Genomic DNA, 18,828 nt, shown 5'->3' on the forward strand with positions numbered 1-18,828 from the left:
CGCGCGGACCGTGAGCGGCCCGCCCCCGGACCTCCCGTCCGGGATCCCCACGGGCCACCGACGAGAGGCAGAGGAAGATGGTCTACAGCAAGCAAGAGACGGCGGGCGGCCCGACGTGTTGGCACACGGCCAGGTAATTCACGATTCCCGGTTGCGTCGACGCTTGATGTGAGGCTGTTTCCCATGTTCGATCCGGTCATAGCGCCCAGCGGTACGCTGCTCGGCCTGCTGCAGCGGGGCCGCGGCGACGGCACGCTGCACGCGCTCACCGCACCCCGCTCCGAGGCGCTCGCCGCCCTCGAGACCTGCGTGCTCCACGATCCACGCCACGACTGGCAGGTGGAGAACCGCTCCCTGTACTACGCCAGGCTCTACCTCGATCTCCGCGGCGGGATCGAGGAGATCGAGCGGCACCTCTTCGACGCCGAGGACGTCCTGAACCCGGACGACTCACGCACCGGCCTAGCGCTCGCCGTCCTTGGACACCTCGCCTCGTACGGCAGGCACGACGCCCTCGAACTGCTGCGCCGGTACGCGGCCTTCGGCGCCAACTGGGCCTGGGCCTTGGACGAGCTGGCGCTGCGGGACGACGACGCGGGCCTGCGCGCCCTCGCCGTGCCCGTGCTCGCCCGATTCCCCTCGGACGCCCAGGGCGAGGCCGAACTGGCCGCCGCCGTGCGCGACGCCTACGAACCCCGGCCCTGGCGGCTGTGGGAGCAGGACCCGAGGGAGGGCGTCGGCGCCCGCGTGCGAGCCGCACGGGATCAGGGCTCCTTCGACCGCTGGCAGCAACAGATGCGACCGTCGGGGCCACGCCCCGGCTGGAGCGTGCAGGCCGTCTTCGACTGGGCACAGGAAGGGCTCGAGCGCGGCGCCGTCCTGCACGTGCCGGCCGCCCGCTGCCTGAGCGCCGTCGCCGGGCCCGATGACCGGGCCGAGATCCTCGAAGCCGCCCGCAACGGCTCCGACGGGGCGCGCGGGACGGCCCTGCGCTACCTCGCGGACTCCCATGATCCCGATGTGTTCGACCTGATCGAGTTCGCGGTGCAGAGCCCGTCGCGGACCGTCGTGGACGCCGCGGCCGAGGCCTTCGAACGGATGCGCGGCGTCGCCGCCGTGGAACGGGCCCGCCGCTGGGCCCAGCGGCCCGACGAGCTCGGCGCCGCCGCGGGACGGGTGCTCGCTTGCAGAGGCGGCGCCCAGGACAGCAGGCTCGTACTGGCCGCACTCCGGGAAGCCGTCCGAGGCGAAGGCCCGGACGCGCCGACCCTCTGGACACTCGTCGACGGTGCCGGACGGCTCGGCATCGCCTGCGCGGCCCCCGTCCTTCGCCACGTGTACCGCGAGACCGCCTCCTCCCACCTCCGTGGCCGCGCGGCCCGCGCGCTCGCCGCCACCGATCCCTCCTTCGCGGCCGGATTCGCCGTCGAATGCCTGTGGGACTGCGAGGAGTCCACCCGCGAGGTCGCCGCACGGCACGCCGAGACCGGCGACGCCCGCGTGGTCACCCAGCTCAGAAGGCTCGCCGCGGACCCCGCCGAGGAGGACGACGTGCAGACCGCGGTACGCAGCAGAATCGGCCCCGACGCGGCCGAGGTGTAGCCGAACGCGTCCCCGGGGCGGGGCATGCGGGGGGGGGAACGCTCATGGGACGTTCCTCGCCAGGAAAGATCCACGTTGACGTGACCACGCCCCGCACGACGACAACACGGGTATGCGTGTCGTCATCGTCACCGAATCCTTCCCTCCCGACGTCAACGGCGTGGCGCACTGCGCCCTGCAGACCGCCCGGCAGCTCGTCGCCCGCGGTCACGACCCCCTCGTCATCGCCCCGGCCCCCGCGGCCGGGGCGAACGCCCCGGCCGATGCCGGTGCGCCCTGCCCCGTCATCCGCGTCCCCTCCTTGCCTCTCCCCGGATACCCGCAGGTCAGGGTGGCGCTGCCCAGCCGCCGTCTGTCTGCCGCGCTGAGCGCGCACCGGGCCGAACTCGTCCATCTGGCCAGCCCGTTCGTTCTCGGTGCGCGGGGCATGGCGGCCGCCGCGCGCCTGGGCGTACCCGCCGTCGCCGTCTACCAGACGGATCTGGGCGGCTACGCCCGTACGTACATGGGGATGGGGGAGGCAACCGCCTGGCGCCGTATCCGCGCCGTCCACGCCGCGGCCGACCGCACGCTCGCGCCGTCGTCCGCCGCCCTGCGCGATCTCGTCACGCACGGAGTGCCGCGGGTGCGGCTGTGGCCGCGCGGTGTGGACACCGCCCGGTTCGGGCCCGCCCTTCGCGACGAGGCCGTACGCCGTGAACTCGCGCCGAACGGTGAGCTGATCGTCGGCTACGTAGGGCGGCTCGCTCCCGAGAAGCAGGTCGAACTCCTCGCCGGGGTGTGCGCCCTGGAAGGCGTGCGGCTGGTCGTCGTCGGCGACGGCCCCAGCGAGGGTTCTGTCCGGGCGGCGCTGCCGGGCGCCGTCATGCTGGGGCGCCGCACCGGGAGCGAACTCGCCCGGATCTTCGCCTCGTTGGACCTCTTCGTGCACACCGGGCCCCACGAGACGTTCTGCCAGACCGTGCAGGAGGCCATGGCCAGCGGCGTGCCGGTGGTCGCGCCCGCCGCCGGCGGACCGCTCGACCTCGTCGTACCCGGCCGCACCGGAGTCCTGGTGCCGCCCCGGGACGCCCTCGCGGTGCGCGACGCGGTCTGGGCTCTCGCCGCCGACCCGGGGCTGCGTGTCGCGTACGGCAGGGCCGGGCGCGCGGCCGTCGAGGGGCGGACCTGGGGCGCGGTGGGCGAGCAGCTCGTCGACCACTACACCGAGGTGCTCGCGGCGCGGACGGCGGTGGCGGCATGAGGGCGGCCCTGTACAGGGAGGCCACGGTACGGCCCGGCGGGCCGCGCTCCGATGCCTTGCGCATCGTGCGCCTCGCCAACTTCGTCGCGCCCTCGTCGGGCGGACTGCGCACCGCGCTGCGGGAGTTGGGGCGCGGCTACCGCGCGGCCGGGCACGATCCCGTGCTGATCGTGCCCGGCGAGCGGTCCGGCGTCCGCGACACCGACCAGGGCCGCGTCGTGACCCTGCCGGGCACCCTGCTGCCCGGCACCGGCGGCTACCGCGTCCTCACGGACCGCCGCAGGGCGGCCCGGGCCCTCGAACGACTCGCCCCCGACCGCATCGAGGTGTCCGACCGCACGACACTGCGCTGGACCGGGGCGTGGGCCCGGCATCGCAGGATCCCGTCCGTGATGGTCTCCCACGAGACGGCGCACGGTGTCCTCGGCTCCTGGGGCCTGCCGCGGCAGGCCGCCCTGCGTGCCGCCGACGCCCTCAACTCCCGTACCGCGCACGCCTACGCGCGGGTCGTGTGCACCACGGAGTGGGCCGAGCGCGAGTTCGTCCGCATCGGGGCGCGCAATGTCGTGCGCGCGCCACTGGGAGTGGACCTCGCGGGCTGCCGTCCGGGGCTGCGTGATGCACGCGTGCGTGCCCGTTACGCACCCGGGGGCGAGGTGCTCCTTGTGCTCTGCTCCCGGCTGTCGGTGGAGAAACGGCCGGGCGTGGCGCTGGACGCCCTGGAGGTGCTGCGTGGCCGGGGTGTTCCGGCGGTCCTCGTGGTGGCGGGGGACGGGCCGCTGCGTGCGCGTCTCGAACTGCGGGCGCGCGAGCGGCGGTTGCCGGTGACGTTCCTTGGGCACCTCGCGGATCGCGCGGCCTTGGGGGCGCTGCAGGCCACCGCTGACATCTGCCTCGCCCCCGGCCCCTGCGAGACGTTCGGCCTCGCGGCCCTGGAGGCGCTGGCGTGCGGTACGCCGGTGGTGGCCAGCGCCTCGTCGGCGCTCCCGGAGATCGTGGGCGGTGCGGGTGCGGTGGCGACGGACAGCGGCGAGGCGTTCGCGAGCGCCGTGCGGGCGCTCCTGGCTCGCCCGGAGCACATCCGCAGGGAGACGGCACGCGCGCGTGCGGAGTGCTTCGGGTGGGAGGGGGGCGGTTGCGGCGTTCCTGGGGGCGCACGAGGCGGGGCTCGGGGCCGGGGCCGCCGTTAGCGGGCCTGCTTCCCATGAGGGGCGTGCCTCGTGAAGCCGCTGCGCTTCGTGGCCATGGGGGACTCGCTCACCGCAGGCGTCGGGGACCCCGTGGAGGAGGGGTGGCGAGGCTGGGCGGCGCTGCTGGCCGCGTCCTGCGGCGACGTCGCGTTCCACAACGTCGCCGTCAGCGGAGCCCAGACCTCGGACGTGCTCCAGTGTCAGCTCCCCGCGGCGCTGGAGCTGCGCCCCGACCTGGCGTCCGTGATCGTCGGCGTCAACGACACCCTTCGCTGCACGTTCGACATCCGTGCCGTCGCCGCGCGGCTGGACGGGATCTACGGTGCCTGCGCACAGCAAGGAGCCCAGCTGCTCACCGCCTGTCTACCCGACCCGGGGGCCATGCTCGGCCTCCCGGGCGCGCTGGCCCGCCCGCTGGCCCGGCGGCAACGCGCGGTCAACGCCGTCGTACACGCGCTGTCCGAGCGGTACGGCGCCGCCCACCTGCACCTCGCCGATGACGAGTGGGTGGCCGACCGCACCCTGTGGAGCGCGGACCGGCTGCACCCCGGGGAGGGGGGCCACCGCCTCGTCGCCGCGCGCTTCCACGCGCTGCTCGCGGCCCGGGGCCTCGCGACGGGTCACCCGCCCACGTGCGCGCCCCAACTGCCCTCACCCACCCGGTCGGCGAGCCTGCTGTGGCTGGCCACCGCCGGGACCGGCTGGGTGGCACGGCGGTGCACGGATCTGCTGCCCCAGCTGCTCACCCTCGCGGCCGACGAGGTACGCCATCAGGTGCGGGGCAGCAGCGCCCGGCTCGACCTGAGCGCCACCCACGCGGTGACGGCGGCCCTCGCCGCACTCACCGCGGTCGAGCAGCCGGAGGCCGCGTAGCAGAGGAGACCCCAGGGAACATCAGCGCCGTGCCGCCGGGACGAAGCGCACCGGCGTCCCCGGCACCGCCTGGGCCGCCCCGGCCAGATCCGCCTCCCTGACCACCGCGATCACCGGGTAGCCGCCGGTCGTCGGGTGGTCGGCGAGGAACACCACGGGCCTGCCGTCCGGCGGCACCTGGACGGCGCCGAGCACCATGCCCTCACTGGGCAGCTCCTCGGTGAACGCGCGCTCCAGGGAGGGCCCTTCGGTGCGCAGGCCGATACGGTTGCTCGCCGACGACACCCGGTACGCGCGCGTGGTCAGTGTGCGCACGGCCGAGGGAGTGAACCAGTCGGCGCGCGGACCGGGCGTCACCCTCAGGACCAACTCACGGGGTGGTGCGGGGTGCGGGACGGTGTCCACGCGCGCGTGGGGGGTGGCGGCCTTCCCCAGAGGGATGACGGTGCCGTCCGCGAGCGGCGGCGGGCCGAGCCCGGAGAGCAGGTCCGTGGAGCGGCTCGCGAGCACCGGGTCGACGGTCACTCCGCCGCTGAACGCGACATAGCCGCGTACTCCGGAGAGGGCCGCTCCGACGTCGAGCAGCGCGCCCGCCGGGACCCGCACGGGCGTGCCCCACGCCGCCGGGCGGCCGTCGAGCGTCACCGGGCAGGGCGCTCCCACGACCGCCACCGTCACCGCGCAACGCGGCCGCACGGAGCAGCCGTTGAGCGTGGTCTCCAGGACGGCCGCGTCGGGTGGATTGCCGACGAGGCGGTTGGCGAGGCGGGCCGCGGCCGGATCCAGGGCCCCGGAGCGCGGCACCCCGAGATGGGCGTGTCCGGGACGGCCCTGGTCCTGAACGGTGGTCAGCGCCCCGGCCCGTACGACGGCGAAGGCACGGTCCGTCATCGTTCCTCCGGCTCTTGTGCTCCGGGCAGGGGCACGAAGCGCACCCGTACCCCGGGGGTGAGCAGTGCGGCAGGCACGCGCGCGTGGTCCCACAGCACGGCATCGGTCGTGCCGATCAGCTGCCAGCCGCCGGGCGAGGAGCGCGGATACGTCCCGGTGTACGGCCCCGCCAGGGCGACGCTGCCGGCCGGGACGCTCGTACGAGGTGTGGCCCGCCGAGGCACGTCGTAGCGCTCCGGCAGCCCGGTGAGATAGCCGAAGCCGGGAGCGAACCCGCAGAAGGCGACCCGGTATTCGGCCGCCGAGTGGATCCGCGCCACCTCCGTCACCGGCACGCCCCAGTGCGCTGCCACATCCGCCAGATCGGCCCCGTCGTAGCGGACGGGGATCTCCCGTACGTCCTCCGCGCGCGACGACAGCGGCGGAATCTCCAGGGCGGCCAGCTCCGCGCCGACGCGGGCGGGGTCGTCAAGGCCGTCCAGGAGCACCGTGCGCGCGGCGGGCACGATCTCCCGTACGCGGATCAGGCCCGCGGCCCTGCGGCGCAGCAGCTCGGCGTGGAGCGCCTGCGCCTCGTCGCCGTCGGCGAGTTCCACGAGCAGTGCCAGGTCGCCGACCGGAAGCACCCTCACGCGAAGGCCTCCACGCGGACACCCGACGCTTCGAGGCGTGCCCGGACCTGCCGGGCGAGGGCCACCGCACCCGGAGTGTCGCCGTGCAGGCACAGCGAGCGCGCGCGGACGTCGATCCGCAGGCCGTCCCGGGCGGTGACAGCGCCGAACCGGGCCATCCCCACGGAGCGTTCGACGACGGCCTGCGCCTCCGTGATGACGGCGCCGTCGCTGCCGCGCGGCACGAGTGTTCCTTCCGGGGTGTACGCCCGGTCCGCGAACGCCTCGGTGACGACGGGCAGTCCGGCCTTGCCCGCCACCTCCAGGAAGCGCGATCCGGGCAGCCCGAGTACGGGCAGCTCGTCATCCGCCAGGAGGACCCCCTCGACGACGGCGCGCGCCTGCTCCTCGTCGTGGACGACGCGGTTGTAGAGCGCACCATGCGGCTTCACATACGACACGCGCGCGCCGGCCGCCCGCGCGAAGACCTCCAGTGCGCCGATCTGGTACGCCACTTCGGCCGCGAGCTCGTCGGCCGGGACGTCCATGGAGCGGCGTCCGAAGCCCGCCAGGTCGCGGTAGGAGACCTGGGCCCCGATCCGCACCCCGCGTTCGGCGGCCCGCTCGCACACGCGGCGCATGGTGACCGCGTCCCCCGCGTGGAAGCCGCAGGCCACATTGGCGCTGGTGACGACGGAGAGCAGCTCCTCGTCGTCGGTCAGGCGCCAGCGGCCGAAGCCCTCACCGAGGTCGGCGTTCAGATCGATCACGGCGTCGGCCGAGGCTTCCGTCATCTGCGTAGATCTCCTGTTTCTGCTCGGTGGCCCGCTCAGGCCACCCGGTACTGCTCGTCACGGGCGTCGGTGATGAACATCTGGCCCGGCGCGTGCGTGATCGCGAACGGCGGCCGCGAAGCCATCACCGCCGCCTGCGGTGTCACTCCGCATGCCCAGAACACCGGGATGTCACCGGGTTCGGCGGTCACCGGATCGCCGAAGTCGGGCCGGGTCAGGTCGTCGATGCCGAGCCCCGCGGGGTCGCCGCAGTGCACCGGGCTGCCGTGTACGGCGGGCAGCAGGGAGGTCTCCCTGATCGCCGCCGAGAGGTGCGCGGGCGGCACGTGGCGCATCGACACGACCATGGGACCGTGCAGCCGGCCCGCCGCACGGCAGGGGCGGGCGGTCACGTACATGGAGACGTTGCGGCCCTGCTCGACATGGCGCATCGGAACGCCGGACTCCGTCAGCGCCCACTCGAAGGTGAAGCTGCAGCCGATGAGGAACGACACCAGGTCGTCCCGCCACCGGTCGACCACGTCCGTGGGCTCGTCGGCCAACTCACCGTCCTCCCACACCCGGTAGCGCGGCAGATCCGTCCGCAGATCGGCGGCGGGCGCCAGGGGAGTGGTCCAGGAGCCCGCGTCCGTGACATCGAGTACCGGGCAGGGCTTCGGGTTGCGCTGGCAGAACAGGAGCATGTCGTACGCCCAGTCGGCGGGCACGGCGATCAGATTGGCCTGGGTGTGGCCGGCGGCCCAGCCCGCGGTCGGTCCGCTCGTGCCCGAACGGAAGAGCGCGCGGGCTTCCTCGGGGCTCTGCGCCGCCGTGGTCGACAGGCTCACACCAGCTCCTTCCCACGTGTCTCGGGCAGCCCGAACAGCGCGAGCACGGCGATGGCGTAGCCGATCGCACCGAAGACCAGCGCGCCGCCCACGCCCCAGCTGTCGGCCAGGAAGCCGACCATGGTGGGGAAGACGGCGCCCACGGCGCGACCGGTGTTGTACGTGAAGCCCTGCCCCGTGCCACGTACGGCGGCCGGGTAGAGCTCGCTGAGGAACGAACCGAAGCCGCTGAAAATGGCCGACATACAGAAGCCGAGCGGGAAACCGAGCACAAGGAGAAGGCCGTTGGCCCCGTCCGGGATGTTCGTGTAGGCGAGGATGCTGGCCGCGGAGAGGAAGGCGAAGAGCGTGATGTTCCGTTTGCGGCCGAGTATGTCGGTGAGATAGCCGCCGGCCAGGTAGCCGATGAAGGCCCCGGAGATCAGGAACGTGAGATACCCGCCCGTGCCGACCACCGTGAGTCCGCGCTCGGTCTTCAGGTATGTGGGCACCCAGGTGGCGAGCGTGTAGTAGCCGCCCTGTACGCCGGTGGACAGCAGCACCGCGAAGAGCGTGATGCGCAGGAGGCCGGGTTTGAAGATCGCGGTGAACGACCCCTTGTCCGCGCTCTTCTTGCGTTCCTCTGCCGCCTCGGGGGCGTCTTGCACGTTGCGTCGCACGTAGACGACGAGCAGGGCGGGCAGCGCGCCGGTCCAGAACATCACACGCCAGGCGATGTCCTCGTCGAGGAACTGGAACACCAGGGTGTAGACGATCACTGCGAGCGCCCAGCCGACCGCCCAGGAGCTCTGGATCGCGCCGAGCGTACGGCCGCGGTTCTTGGCGGTGGCGTACTCGGCGACCAGGATCGCGCCGACCGCCCACTCGCCGCCGAATCCGAGGCCCTGGAGGGCGCGGAAGACCAGCAGGGTCTCGTAGTTGGGCGCGAAGCCGCAGGCGACGGTGAAGACGGCGTACGTGATGACCGTGATCATCAGTGCCTTGACGCGGCCGATCCGGTCGGCGACGACCCCGGCGACCGCGCCGCCTATCGCGGAGACGACCAGCGTGACCGTGGTGAGCAAGCCGGTCTGGCCGCTGTCCAGATTGAAGTACGCGGCCAGCGCGACCATGGTCAGCGGCAGCGTGAAGTAGTCGTAGGAGTCGAGGGCGTAGCCGCCGAAGGCGCCCGCGAAGGCGCGGCGGCCGCGCGGGCCCAGAGCGCGCAGCCAGCCGAACGCGCCGTCGTCGTCGGGGGTTTCGCTGTCCACGGGAGGGGTGTCGGTCGACACGGCCTGGGACGGAGGGGGTGTGCTCATGGGCACCTCGCAGGAGGGGGACGGAGGGTGCGGAGCGGGCAAGGGGTGGGGCTCGGGCAGGGCGTGCGGCACGGGCGGGGACCGGGCCGTGCTCGACAAGGTAGAGGATCGTTGAACGATCCCTCAATACCCATGTTGTCTCGTTCTTGTATCTGCGATTGAATCCGGGCATGGCTGAGGGAATGGCTGACGGGAGCGGACTGGCCGACGACCGCGCGCTTCTGGGGCGCACCAGCACCGCGGAGCGGGTCTCGGACATCCTTCGGAGCCGCATCGCCGAGGGCTACTTCCCGCCGGGAGCGCGCCTGTCGGAGGACAGCATCGGTGGCGCGCTCGGCGTCTCGCGCAACACGCTGCGCGAGGCCTTCCGTCTTCTCACGCACGAACGACTGCTGGTCCATCAGCTCAATCGCGGGGTATTTGTCCGAGTTCTCACGATTGAGGATGTCGAGGACATCTACCGCACCCGGCGCCTCGTGGAGTGTGCGGTCGTCCGCGGCCTCGGCGACCCGCCCTTCGCCGTCGACGGACTCGCCAGTGCTGTCGCGGACGGCACGAAGGCGGCCCGCGAGCGCAAGTGGAAGGGCGTCTCCACCGCGAACATCCACTTCCACCGGGAGCTGGTCGCGCTCGCCGGGAGCGCCCGCACCGACGAGGTGATGCGCAGCGTCTTCGCCGAACTGCGCCTGGCCTTCCACGTGGTGGACGATCCGCGCCGACTGCACGAGCCGTACCTCGTACGCAATCGACAGATACTGCAGACCCTCCAGGAGGGGGACGCCGCGGAGGCCGAACGGCTGCTCGCCGTCTACCTGGACGACTCGCGCCGCGGCCTCGTCGAGGTCTACGGCCGACGCGTGGCGGAGGGCGGGCGGGCAGGCGCCTGACCGCAGGCGGACACCGGAAGGGCGCTGTCAGATCTGCGCCGTTTCGACCGTTGTCAGACCGAGGATCTAGTCTGTGCAGCGTGATTTCGCCTGCCGTTACGGACACCGCTCCGCCCCAGCTCAGCGCGGGGCCGAGGCCCGCTCTGGGCCCGGCCGCCGACGAGGGCCTGGCGCGGCGGCTCCGCGCGCTCGCCTGCACGGCGCCGCTGCACGACCTGGACGTGCGCAAGGCCAACCTCGCGGGCGAGTACTCGGTGTACGCGATGGCGGAAGTGGCCCTCTCCGCCATCGACCTCGTCACACTGAACATGGACTTCGACACGGGCGCCGACCACGAGCAGATAGTGGCCAGGCTGCTCCCGCGCGTCGGCGCCCAGGCCCCCCGCCGACCCGTCGCCGAGCACGAGCGCGTGGCCCGCTGGGTCCTGGAGAACCTGATCAACGTCGGCAGCGTCGACCGCGGCTTCCGCGCCGTGTACGGCACTTTCGCGCCTGATGGCACCTATGTGCGCAGGGACTACGACTTCAAGCTGATCGAGGAAGTGCCCGGGTACGGGGGGAGTGTCTATCTCCGTACGACGGACGAAGCGGTCAACGTTCTCGTGGGCGCCCTCGACACCGACGTCACGAGCGCCCAGATCGCCGCCGAGGTGAAGCTCGAGGTGCTCATCAGCCGTGGCCGCCTCGCCGACGCCCAGCTCGCCGCCGAGCAGGCGCGGTATCGGACGGTGCAGTATTCGGAGACGCTCCGCAGGGCCCTGGACGCCACCCGGCGCAACGTCCGCGCGGTCGACTGGCTCCAGGCGGTCCCCGACATGATCGCGGAGGCGCTCGACCACGTGGCCGACCGCTATCGCCACGAGAACGCCATCCTGACGAACATCCGCAAGGCACGCGACGAGTCCGAGGACCCCGAGCACAAGCGCCGCGCCGCCGAGCTCGTCGACATCGTCAAGGACTGCATCCGCCGCCACACACAGCTCCAGTCCCGCCTCCTCGAAGCGGGCCCGCTGTTCCGCGCCGAACAGGACCGCCAGGCCTTCGCGGCCCCCACCGCACGCACCGGCCTCGATCTGTACGGGCAGCTCGTCGCTCCTGTCCTGCCGCTCCCGGTCGAGCAGGCGAGCCGCGTGACCGGCGCGTTCTTCGCGCGCGGGACGGGGCTGCGCACCCCCGTGTCCGTCCGCGTCGGGGATCTGGTCGACGTACTGCTCACGCCGCCGCAGGAGCGGGAGCACCTGGGCATGGAGATGCCCGAGCCCGATCTCATCGCCACGCCCGACGACAGCCGGTTCAGCGAAAAGCAGCTCGCCGACGCCATGGAGCTGCTCGACCTGCCCGCCGACGCGCCCCGGCGCCTGTCCGGACTGCTCGCCGACGCCCGCCAACGCGACACCGAACTGCCGTATCTGGTCGCCCTGCTCGCCGTGCACGCGGCAAGCCCGCCGGTCGGCACCGCCTACCGCCAGGGCGAGGAGAAGCTCCTGTTCGCGGTGGACGACGGCACCGAACTCGACGACCCGGAATTCGGCGGCGCCGACCTCATCGTGGGCACGGCGCTGCTCGACGCCGCCGGCATGGCGGCCGGCCGGACGGAGACGGCGTGAGCACTCCCGACACCCGCACGACTCGCACGTACGACCGCCGCAAGGAGCACAAGCCGTGACCGAGCACCCCGCAGAGCACACCGCGTGGGGCGAACCGGAGACATCGGCGCCGCCCGCCGCGACCGCCGCCATCACCCCGGCCGACGCCGCCGACGCCGCGCGCCTCGTCGCCTTCGGACTCCAGCCCAAGCTCCAGCCCGCCCGCGACCAGGAGTACGCCGAGCTGCTGCGCAGGTACCGCGAGGACCCGCCGTTCGCGCGGCTCGCCGACGCCGTCGCCGCCGGGCTCGGGCTCGTCGTCCTGGAGGTGTCCCCGCGCGCGGGGATGGCCGTGACGGCCGCCGAGGACTCCGTGTTCGCCGTCCGCATGGGCGACTACGCACGCCGTACGGCCGCCGACTCCACCGACCGCTTCCTGCACGGCCTGGCCCATCTCGCCGTCGCCGCCCTCGCGTTCCCGCGCCCCGAGGACCTCGCCGACGACGGATACATCGGCCGGGTCACGGTCAACGGAGTCGACGCCTTCGTACGGCAGGCCTGCCACCGCCTGGAGGAGCGAGCCGAGGAGCAGGGCGAGAACTCCGACCCGCAGACCGACGCCCCCGGTCTGGAGGCCGCCTGGCGGATCTGGGCCCGGCGCAGCTCGACGGGTGCCACCAAGGACGCCCGCCGCCTCGCCGGGTCGACCACCGGGATCATCGGCAAGGCCGTCGCGTTCCTCACCGACTCCGGGTTCCTGCAGCGCACGGGCGACGACTCCGGGGGCACGTACCGCACCACCGCCCGCTATCAGCTGCAGGTGCGCGACATGGCGGGCGGCGCTGCCATGGCCGAGCTTCTGGAGCTCGGCATCGTGCCCGTCACGGATGGGTCCGCGACCCTGTTGCCCCCCGAAGAGACGGACGATCTGGAGCTGGCCGCCGACGCGGGCCTGCCCTTCCACTCCTGAACGCGCCGACGTTCCGACGTCACCCCGCAACTTCCTGCTGTTCCGCACGACTTACGACGAGAGTCCGCCGCCATGTACGAGCTGTCCCGGGTCCGCCTCTACTCCATCGGCCCCGCCGGTGCGCGCTACGCCGACACCGTGCTTGACCTGCGCGGCGTCGGCGCGGAAGTGCCCGCCCCCGCGCCCGCCCAGGCGCAGTTCTTCGAGGACGAGCCGGTCGGCCCTCCGCGCCGCCCTGCGCCCGCGGGCGTGCTCTTCCTGGAGAACGGCGGCGGCAAGTCCGTCCTCCTCAAGCTGATCTTCTCGGTGATGCTGCCGGGCCACCGGAACACGCTGGGCGGCGCCAGCTCCGGAGTGCTGCGCAAGTTCCTGCTCGCCGACGACTGCGGCCATGTAGCCCTGGAATGGCAGCACACGCTGACCGGCGAGTGCGTCGTCGTCGGCAAGGTCAGCGAGTGGCGCGGGCGGCAGGTCTCCAACGACCCGCGGAAGTTCGCCGAGGCGTGGTACTCCTTCCGGCCCGGACCCGGCATGAGCCTGGACTCGCTGCCCGTCGCCGAGTCCACCGCCGTACGGCCTTCCGCGGAAGGCGCGTCGGGTGCCCAGGGGCGGCGGCGCACCATGAAGGGCTTCCGGGACGCGCTGACCGAGGCGGGCAAGGCGTACCCCCACCTCGAAGTGCACTGGGAGGAGATCCACGACCGCTGGAACGAACACCTCGGCGACCTGGGCCTCGACCCCGAACTCTTCCGCTACCAGCGCGAGATGAACGCCGACGAGGGCGAGGCCGCGGGCCTCTTCGCGGTCAAGAAGGACTCCGACTTCACCGACCTGCTGCTGCGCGCCGTCACGGACACGCGCGACACGGACGGCCTCGCCGACCTCGTGCACGGCTTCGGCAACAAGCTGGGCCGCCGCTCCGAACTCATCGCCGAGCGGGAGTTCACCGCTGGCTCCGTCGACCTCCTCGGACGGATCGTCGACGCCGCCGACACGCGCTCACGCGCGCGTGACGTGCACGCGGGTGCCGAGCGGCGCACCCGCACGCTCGCCCGCCGCCTCTCGGCGCGAGGCGTCGATGAGCGGAGCCGCGCGGGGGATCTCGCCGAGCGGGTCACCGCCGCCGCGCACACCGTCACCACCGCGGAGGAAGCGCGCGGCAGGTCCGCGCTGGTCTCCGCCGAACTCGCCTTCCGGCACGCCTCCTTGGCGCTCACGGTCGCGGAGAAGGCCGCCGCGGCGCAGCGCCGCGAGCTGGCCGACGCGCGTCAGCTGCACTCCGCCTGGCAGGCCGCCGAAGCGGTCCTGCGCCACCGCGCCGCCGCCGACCGCTCCGCGCGCGTGGCCTCCGCGATCCTGGAGGCCGAGCGGGACGCGGCGCCCGCGCTCGCCGCCCGCTCCAAGGCGGCGGCCGACCTCGTCCGTGTCCTGCACACCGCGGCCGAGGGCGCCGAGTCGCTGGCCAACGAGGAGGAGGAGCGCTCGGCCGCGCTCCAGGAGACGGGCGAGGCCGCCCACCGCGACGCCACCGTCGCCGCGACCGAGGCGCAGCGCGCCCGCAGCGAGGCCGGACACCTGCGCCAGCGCCTCACCGAAGTCGAGCAGGAGACCGCGGAGGCGGTCCGCGCCGGATGGCTGGACGACACCGCACCGGACGCCGACCCGGCACGTGCCGCGCTGGCCGCGAGCGACGCCGAGAAGACCGCGGCGGCCGCCTGGGACACCGCACGCGAGACCTCCCTGCGCGCCACCGAGCACGCCAAGGAGGCAGCCGCAGCCGAGGCCCGCGCCGAACTCACCGCGGCGCGCGCGTCGGACGCCGCGGACACGGCCGAGCACGCGTACGACGCGGAACGCCGCGCCGCGGAGTCGATCGCCGAGGACGAGCGCCTGGCCGAGCTGCTCGGTCTTCCGGGGGCCGTCTCCCCGGGTGGGGTGCCGCAGCCGCGCCGGGGGGCGGGTGAGGAGGCCGACGGGGCTGCTGGTCCGGGTGAGGCATCGGGGGGAGGATCGTCGGCCGCCGCGGCAGCGAGCGGCAGCGCTGCCGGTGATGGCGCGCGTGCCGGTTCCGGAGACGGAGCAGGCCGCACCGTCACGGAGACCTCCGGCTCCGCCGCGCCCTCCGGCGCTCGCGCCGGATCGGCCCTTGGAGCAGGCCCTCGCACCGCCACCGGCACCAGCCCCCTGAGCGAAGGCCCCCTCTCCCTCACGGAGTTGGACCGCAACGCCGACGACCTGCGCACCCTCCTCGACGACGGGGTGGCGTCCGCCGAGCGGCAGCTCTTCGAACTGCGCACCGCCGCCGCCGACGACTCCCGGATCCTGGGCGCCCTCGGTGACGGCGGGCTCCTTCCGCCGGGACCCGACGTCCTGGCCACCGTCGAGTTCCTCGGTGAGCACGGCATCCCCGCCCTGCCCGGCTGGCGCTACCTCGCGCAGGCCGTCGACCCCACCGACCACGCGCGCGTGCTCGCCGCGAGGCCCGAGCTGGTCGACGGCGTCGTCATCACCGACCCCGCCACCCACGCACGGGCCCGCGAAGCCCTCGCGGGCGCCGCCCTGCTGCCCCGCTCCGCCGTCGCCGTCGGCACCGCGGCCGCCCTCCTCGCGCCGACCCCCGGTGCGGACGCACAAGGCGGCGCGTCACAAGGCGGGGACGTCTTCCTCGTCCCGCCGAACCCCGCCATGCACGACGAACACGCCGCCGACGAAGAGCGCACGGCCCTGCGCGCGCGGGCGGCGCAGCGCGACGAGGAGATCCGGGCGCTCGCCGTGCGCCTCGCCAAGGACCGCGAGCTCGCCGCGCGGCTCGCCTCCTGGCGCGGCGGCTGCCCGGCCGGACGCATCGAAGAGCTCGCCGCCGCCGCACGCAGCGCCCGCGCCTTCGCCGAAGAGGCCGAGGCCGAACTCACCGAGGCCCGCACAATCCGGGCCGAGGCCGACGAGGCGGCGTCCGAAGCGGCACGCACGCGTGACGAGCGGCAGGAGGCCGCCCAGCGCGCGCGGCGCGTCGCCGACGCACTCGCGGGGCTCGCCTTCCGCCTGCGCGAGCGCGCGGGCTGGCAGACCAAGCTGCGCGAACTCGCCGATGACGCCGTCGAGTCGGAGGCCCGCGCCCAGACCTGCCTGGACCGCGCCCGCGCCGCCGACGAGGATCGCCGTTCCGCCCAGCGCGCCGCCGACGACGCCCGCCGCACCGCGCGCGCCCTGCGTGCCGAACGCGCCGAAATCGCGGGCGCCCCCGAGGACGTACCCGAGGACACCAGCGCCCCCAAGTCGTCGCTGCCCGCCCTCCGCGAGGCCTACCGCGCCGCGTCCCAGCTCTACGAGAAGGTCGGCGTCGGCGCCGACCTGCGCGCCGAACAGGCCCGCGCCGAGAGCGACGAGAGCAGCGCCCTCGCCGAGCTCGACCGCCTCAGCAACAAGGTCCGCACCCGCGCCGCCCTGCTCCTGGAGGGCACGGACGGCTCCGACGGCCCCTCCCGGCAGGCCGCGTCCGCCCGCGCCGAGGCCCAGGTCCAGCTCATCGAGACCCGCGCGTCCGCCGCGAGCGAGCAGCTCGGCAGGCTCCGGGGCGAGGCCGAGCGGCTCGCCCCGCAGGACGACGCCGATGCCCACACCGAGCTCCCCGAAGACCTCGTCCCCGCCGACGCCGAGCACGCGCAGGCACTCCTGCGCACCGCCACCACCGAACTTGCCGCCCACACCGAAGCGTTGAGCCAGGCCAAGGACGCCCACGCGACCCTCCTGCACGCCCACCGCGCCACGGAGGACGCGGCCGGCGGCTTCGACGAGACAGCGGCTCTCCTGCGCGACCTGATGCGTGAGCAGCACCAAGATGAGGAAGCCGCCGAGGAGCCGGAGCCCTACCCCGGCACGCTCGAAGAGGCTCGCCAGTCTGCATCCGAGGCCCGGCGCTCACTGCGCGGCTGCGCCGCCGACCTCTCCGCCGCCGAGACCGCGGTCCGCGAGGCCGGCGACATCCTCGTACGGCACGCGAACTCCACGCGTTACGAGCAGGTGCGCACCCCGGCCCGCCAGCAGATCCGCGAACTGCCCGCGTCCGCGCTGCCGGAGCACGCCAAGAAGTGGGCGGACGCCTTCGCGCCCCGCCTGCGCGTGCTCACCGACGAGCTGGAGCAGCTGGAGCGCAACCGCGACAGCATCGTGGACCGGCTGCGCGGGCTCGTGGAGTCCTCGCTGGCCACCCTGCGGTCGGCTCAGCGCCTTTCGCAGCTGCCCGAGGGTCTCGGGGAGTGGTCGGGCCAGGAATTCTTGCGCGTCCGCTTCGACGAGCCCGACCAGGCGACGCTGACCGAGCGCCTCGGCGAGGTCATCGACGAGGCCACGCGGGCCGCGGTCAAGAAGAACTCCGACATGCGGCGGGACGGAATGTCCCTGCTGCTGCGCGGAGTTCAGGCCGCCCTCGAGCCGCGCGGCATCGCCGTCGAGATCCTCAAGCCGGACGCCGTGCTGCGCGCCGAGCGGGTGCCGGTCGGCCAGATGGGCGACGTCTTCTCCGGCGGCCAGCTGCTCACCGCGGCCATCGCCCTGTACTGCACGATGGCCGCCCTCCGCAGCAATGACCGGGGCCGCGACAAGCACCGGCACGCCGGCACGCTCTTCCTCGACAATCCCATCGGCCGCGCCAACGCCACGTATCTCCTGGAGCTCCAGCGGGCCGTGTCGGACGCGCTCGGCGTGCAACTGCTCTACACCACGGGCCTGTTCGACACGACCGCGCTCGCGGAGTTCCCGCTGGTCATCCGGTTGCGCAACGACGCTGACCTGCGTGCGGGCCTGAAGTACATCAGCGTCGAGGAGCACCTGCGGCCGGGTCTGCCGCAGCAGGACCCGGCCGAGGAGACCGTGCACGGGGAGATCACGGCGACGCGCATGTACAAGCGCCCCGCGCCCACCCCTTAGGCCAGGCGACCGGCCAGCCACTCATGGAAGAGACCGATGTGGTGCTCGGTCGGCACGAGCACCCCGCCCCCGCGATAGGCGCGTGACGCCATCGCGGGCTGGGTGCGCTCGCAGGCCTCGAAGTCCTGTTCGTTGACCCGGTGGAACAGTTCCACCGACTTGGCGAGGTCGACGCCGGACGCGACGACCTCGGGTGCGTACAGCCAGTCGCACTCGACGACCGTGCGATCCTCCGCCAGCGGGAACATCCGGTGCAGGATCACATGGTCGGGGACGAGGTTGATGAAGACGGTCGGCTTGATCGTGATCGCGTAGTAGCGGCGGTCCTGGTCATCGGCGACCTCGGGGAGACGCTCGAAGCCCGCGCTGCCGTCGACGGTGAATCCGCTGACCTCCTCACCGAACGAGGCGCCGTGCCCGACGTAGTACTGGGCGGCGAACCCGTCCGCGAACTCCGGCAGTACGTCGGTCAGTTCGGGGTGGATGGTCGCGCAGTGATAGCACTCCATGAAGTTCTCGACGATCAGCTTCCAGTTGGCGCGCACGTCGTACGTGACGCGTTTGCCGAGGGCGAGCCTTTCGGTTCCGTAGTGCTCGATGGACGCGGTGTCGCCCAGGCGCTCCACCGCGGCGCCGATGACGGTCTCCTCGAAAGAGGGCGGTTCGTCGGCCAGGCACACCCACACATAGCCGAGCCACTCCCGCAGTGCGACCTTGACCAGGCCGTACTCGGTGCGATCGACGTCGGGCATCTTCACCAGGTTCGGCGCGGCGATCAGCCTGCCGTCGAGGTCGTACGTCCATGCGTGGTACGGGCATTGGAGCGCCCGGCGCACCTCACCGGACTCCTGTGTGCACAGCCGGGCGCCGCGGTGCCGGCAGATGTTGAGGAAGGCACGCAGCTCGCCGGAGCGGGAGCGGGTGACCAGTACGCTCTCTCGGCCGACCTGGACCGTGCGGAAGGCACCGGGTTTGTCGAGGTCGGCGGCGCGCACCGCGCAGAACCAGAGCGATTCGAAGACGCGTTCCTGTTCCTGCCGGAAGATCTCGGAGTCGGTGTAGAAGTGGCCCGGCAGCGTCGTCATCAGGCTGGCGGCGGACGGGGCCTCAGGGGTCGTCGTCACGGTGGC

General features: G+C 73.4%; 13 protein-coding genes and 1 pseudogene. 8 read left to right on the forward strand and 6 right to left on the reverse strand.

Features of this window, described 5'->3' with window-relative positions:
• Window positions 1-183: 183 nt before the first annotated feature.
• The 4 genes and pseudogenes from ACZ5WE_RS16330 (at window position 184) to ACZ5WE_RS16345 (ending at window position 4,908) form a co-directional block, all read left to right on the forward strand.
• Window positions 184-1,602, forward strand: coding sequence for a HEAT repeat domain-containing protein (locus ACZ5WE_RS16330; RefSeq protein ID WP_467686329.1), 1,419 nt, complete (start codon window positions 184-186; stop codon window positions 1,600-1,602).
• Window positions 1,603-1,714: 112 nt separating this feature from the next.
• Window positions 1,715-2,845, forward strand: a complete 1,131-nt coding sequence (locus ACZ5WE_RS16335; protein WP_467686327.1) for a glycosyltransferase family 4 protein — start codon at window positions 1,715-1,717, stop codon at window positions 2,843-2,845.
• Window positions 2,842-4,069, forward strand: a pseudogene (locus ACZ5WE_RS16340) (glycosyltransferase). The gene ACZ5WE_RS16335 and the pseudogene ACZ5WE_RS16340 overlap by 4 nt, the downstream one beginning before the upstream one ends.
• Window positions 4,066-4,908, forward strand: a complete 843-nt coding sequence (locus ACZ5WE_RS16345) for an SGNH/GDSL hydrolase family protein (protein WP_467686325.1) — start codon at window positions 4,066-4,068, stop codon at window positions 4,906-4,908. The pseudogene ACZ5WE_RS16340 and the gene ACZ5WE_RS16345 overlap by 4 nt, the downstream one beginning before the upstream one ends.
• Window positions 4,909-4,929: 21 nt before the next feature.
• Here the strand turns inward: ACZ5WE_RS16345 and ACZ5WE_RS16350 are convergent, their stop codons facing one another.
• Genes ACZ5WE_RS16350 through ACZ5WE_RS16370 form a run of 5 tightly spaced genes read right to left on the reverse strand, consistent with a single transcriptional unit; the run spans window position 4,930 to window position 9,329 of the window.
• A complete protein-coding gene (locus ACZ5WE_RS16350; RefSeq protein ID WP_467686323.1) occupies window positions 4,930-5,799 on the reverse strand; it encodes a 5-oxoprolinase subunit C family protein in 870 nt (289 codons plus the stop codon).
• Window positions 5,796-6,431: a 5-oxoprolinase subunit B family protein gene (locus ACZ5WE_RS16355; RefSeq protein WP_467686321.1), complete on the reverse strand. Its 636-nt coding sequence runs from the start codon at window positions 6,429-6,431 to the stop codon at window positions 5,796-5,798. The genes ACZ5WE_RS16350 and ACZ5WE_RS16355 overlap by 4 nt, the downstream gene beginning before the upstream one ends.
• Window positions 6,428-7,204: a LamB/YcsF family protein gene (locus ACZ5WE_RS16360; RefSeq protein ID WP_467686319.1), complete on the reverse strand. Its 777-nt coding sequence runs from the start codon at window positions 7,202-7,204 to the stop codon at window positions 6,428-6,430. Before ACZ5WE_RS16360 ends, ACZ5WE_RS16355 begins: the two co-directional genes overlap by 4 nt.
• Before the next feature lie 35 nt (window positions 7,205-7,239).
• Window positions 7,240-8,031 carry a putative hydro-lyase gene (locus ACZ5WE_RS16365; protein WP_467686317.1) on the reverse strand — a complete coding sequence of 264 codons (792 nt, stop codon included), beginning with the start codon at window positions 8,029-8,031 and terminating at the stop codon, window positions 7,240-7,242.
• On the reverse strand, window positions 8,028-9,329 hold the full coding sequence (locus ACZ5WE_RS16370) for an MFS transporter (protein WP_467686315.1): 1,302 nt from the start codon (window positions 9,327-9,329) through the stop codon (window positions 8,028-8,030). The genes ACZ5WE_RS16365 and ACZ5WE_RS16370 overlap by 4 nt, the downstream gene beginning before the upstream one ends.
• 170 nt (window positions 9,330-9,499) lie before the next feature.
• On the opposite strand from ACZ5WE_RS16370, the gene ACZ5WE_RS16375 reads away from it, so the two are divergent.
• From ACZ5WE_RS16375 to ACZ5WE_RS16390, 4 genes are all read left to right on the forward strand, one after another.
• Window positions 9,500-10,216: a GntR family transcriptional regulator gene (locus ACZ5WE_RS16375; RefSeq protein ID WP_467686313.1), complete on the forward strand. Its 717-nt coding sequence runs from the start codon at window positions 9,500-9,502 to the stop codon at window positions 10,214-10,216.
• Window positions 10,217-10,296: 80 nt separating this feature from the next.
• Complete coding sequence (locus tag ACZ5WE_RS16380; protein ID WP_467686311.1) at window positions 10,297-11,823, forward strand: hypothetical protein; 1,527 nt, start codon at window positions 10,297-10,299, stop codon at window positions 11,821-11,823.
• A 55-nt stretch (window positions 11,824-11,878) separates the two neighbouring features.
• Entirely contained in the window at window positions 11,879-12,772 is an 894-nt protein-coding gene (locus ACZ5WE_RS16385) for a hypothetical protein (protein ID WP_467686310.1), read from the forward strand.
• 72 nt (window positions 12,773-12,844) lie between these two features.
• Window positions 12,845-17,698, forward strand: a complete 4,854-nt coding sequence (locus ACZ5WE_RS16390; protein WP_467686308.1) for a coiled-coil domain-containing protein — start codon at window positions 12,845-12,847, stop codon at window positions 17,696-17,698.
• Here the strand turns inward: ACZ5WE_RS16390 and ACZ5WE_RS16395 are convergent.
• Window positions 17,695-18,822: an aromatic ring-hydroxylating oxygenase subunit alpha gene (locus ACZ5WE_RS16395; protein ID WP_467686306.1), complete on the reverse strand. Its 1,128-nt coding sequence runs from the start codon at window positions 18,820-18,822 to the stop codon at window positions 17,695-17,697. The two genes, ACZ5WE_RS16390 and ACZ5WE_RS16395, sit on opposite strands and share 4 nt — an antisense overlap.
• Between the last annotated feature and the right edge of the window lie 6 nt (window positions 18,823-18,828).

It is taken from the genome of Streptomyces sp. NPDC033180 (genome assembly GCF_055577645.1).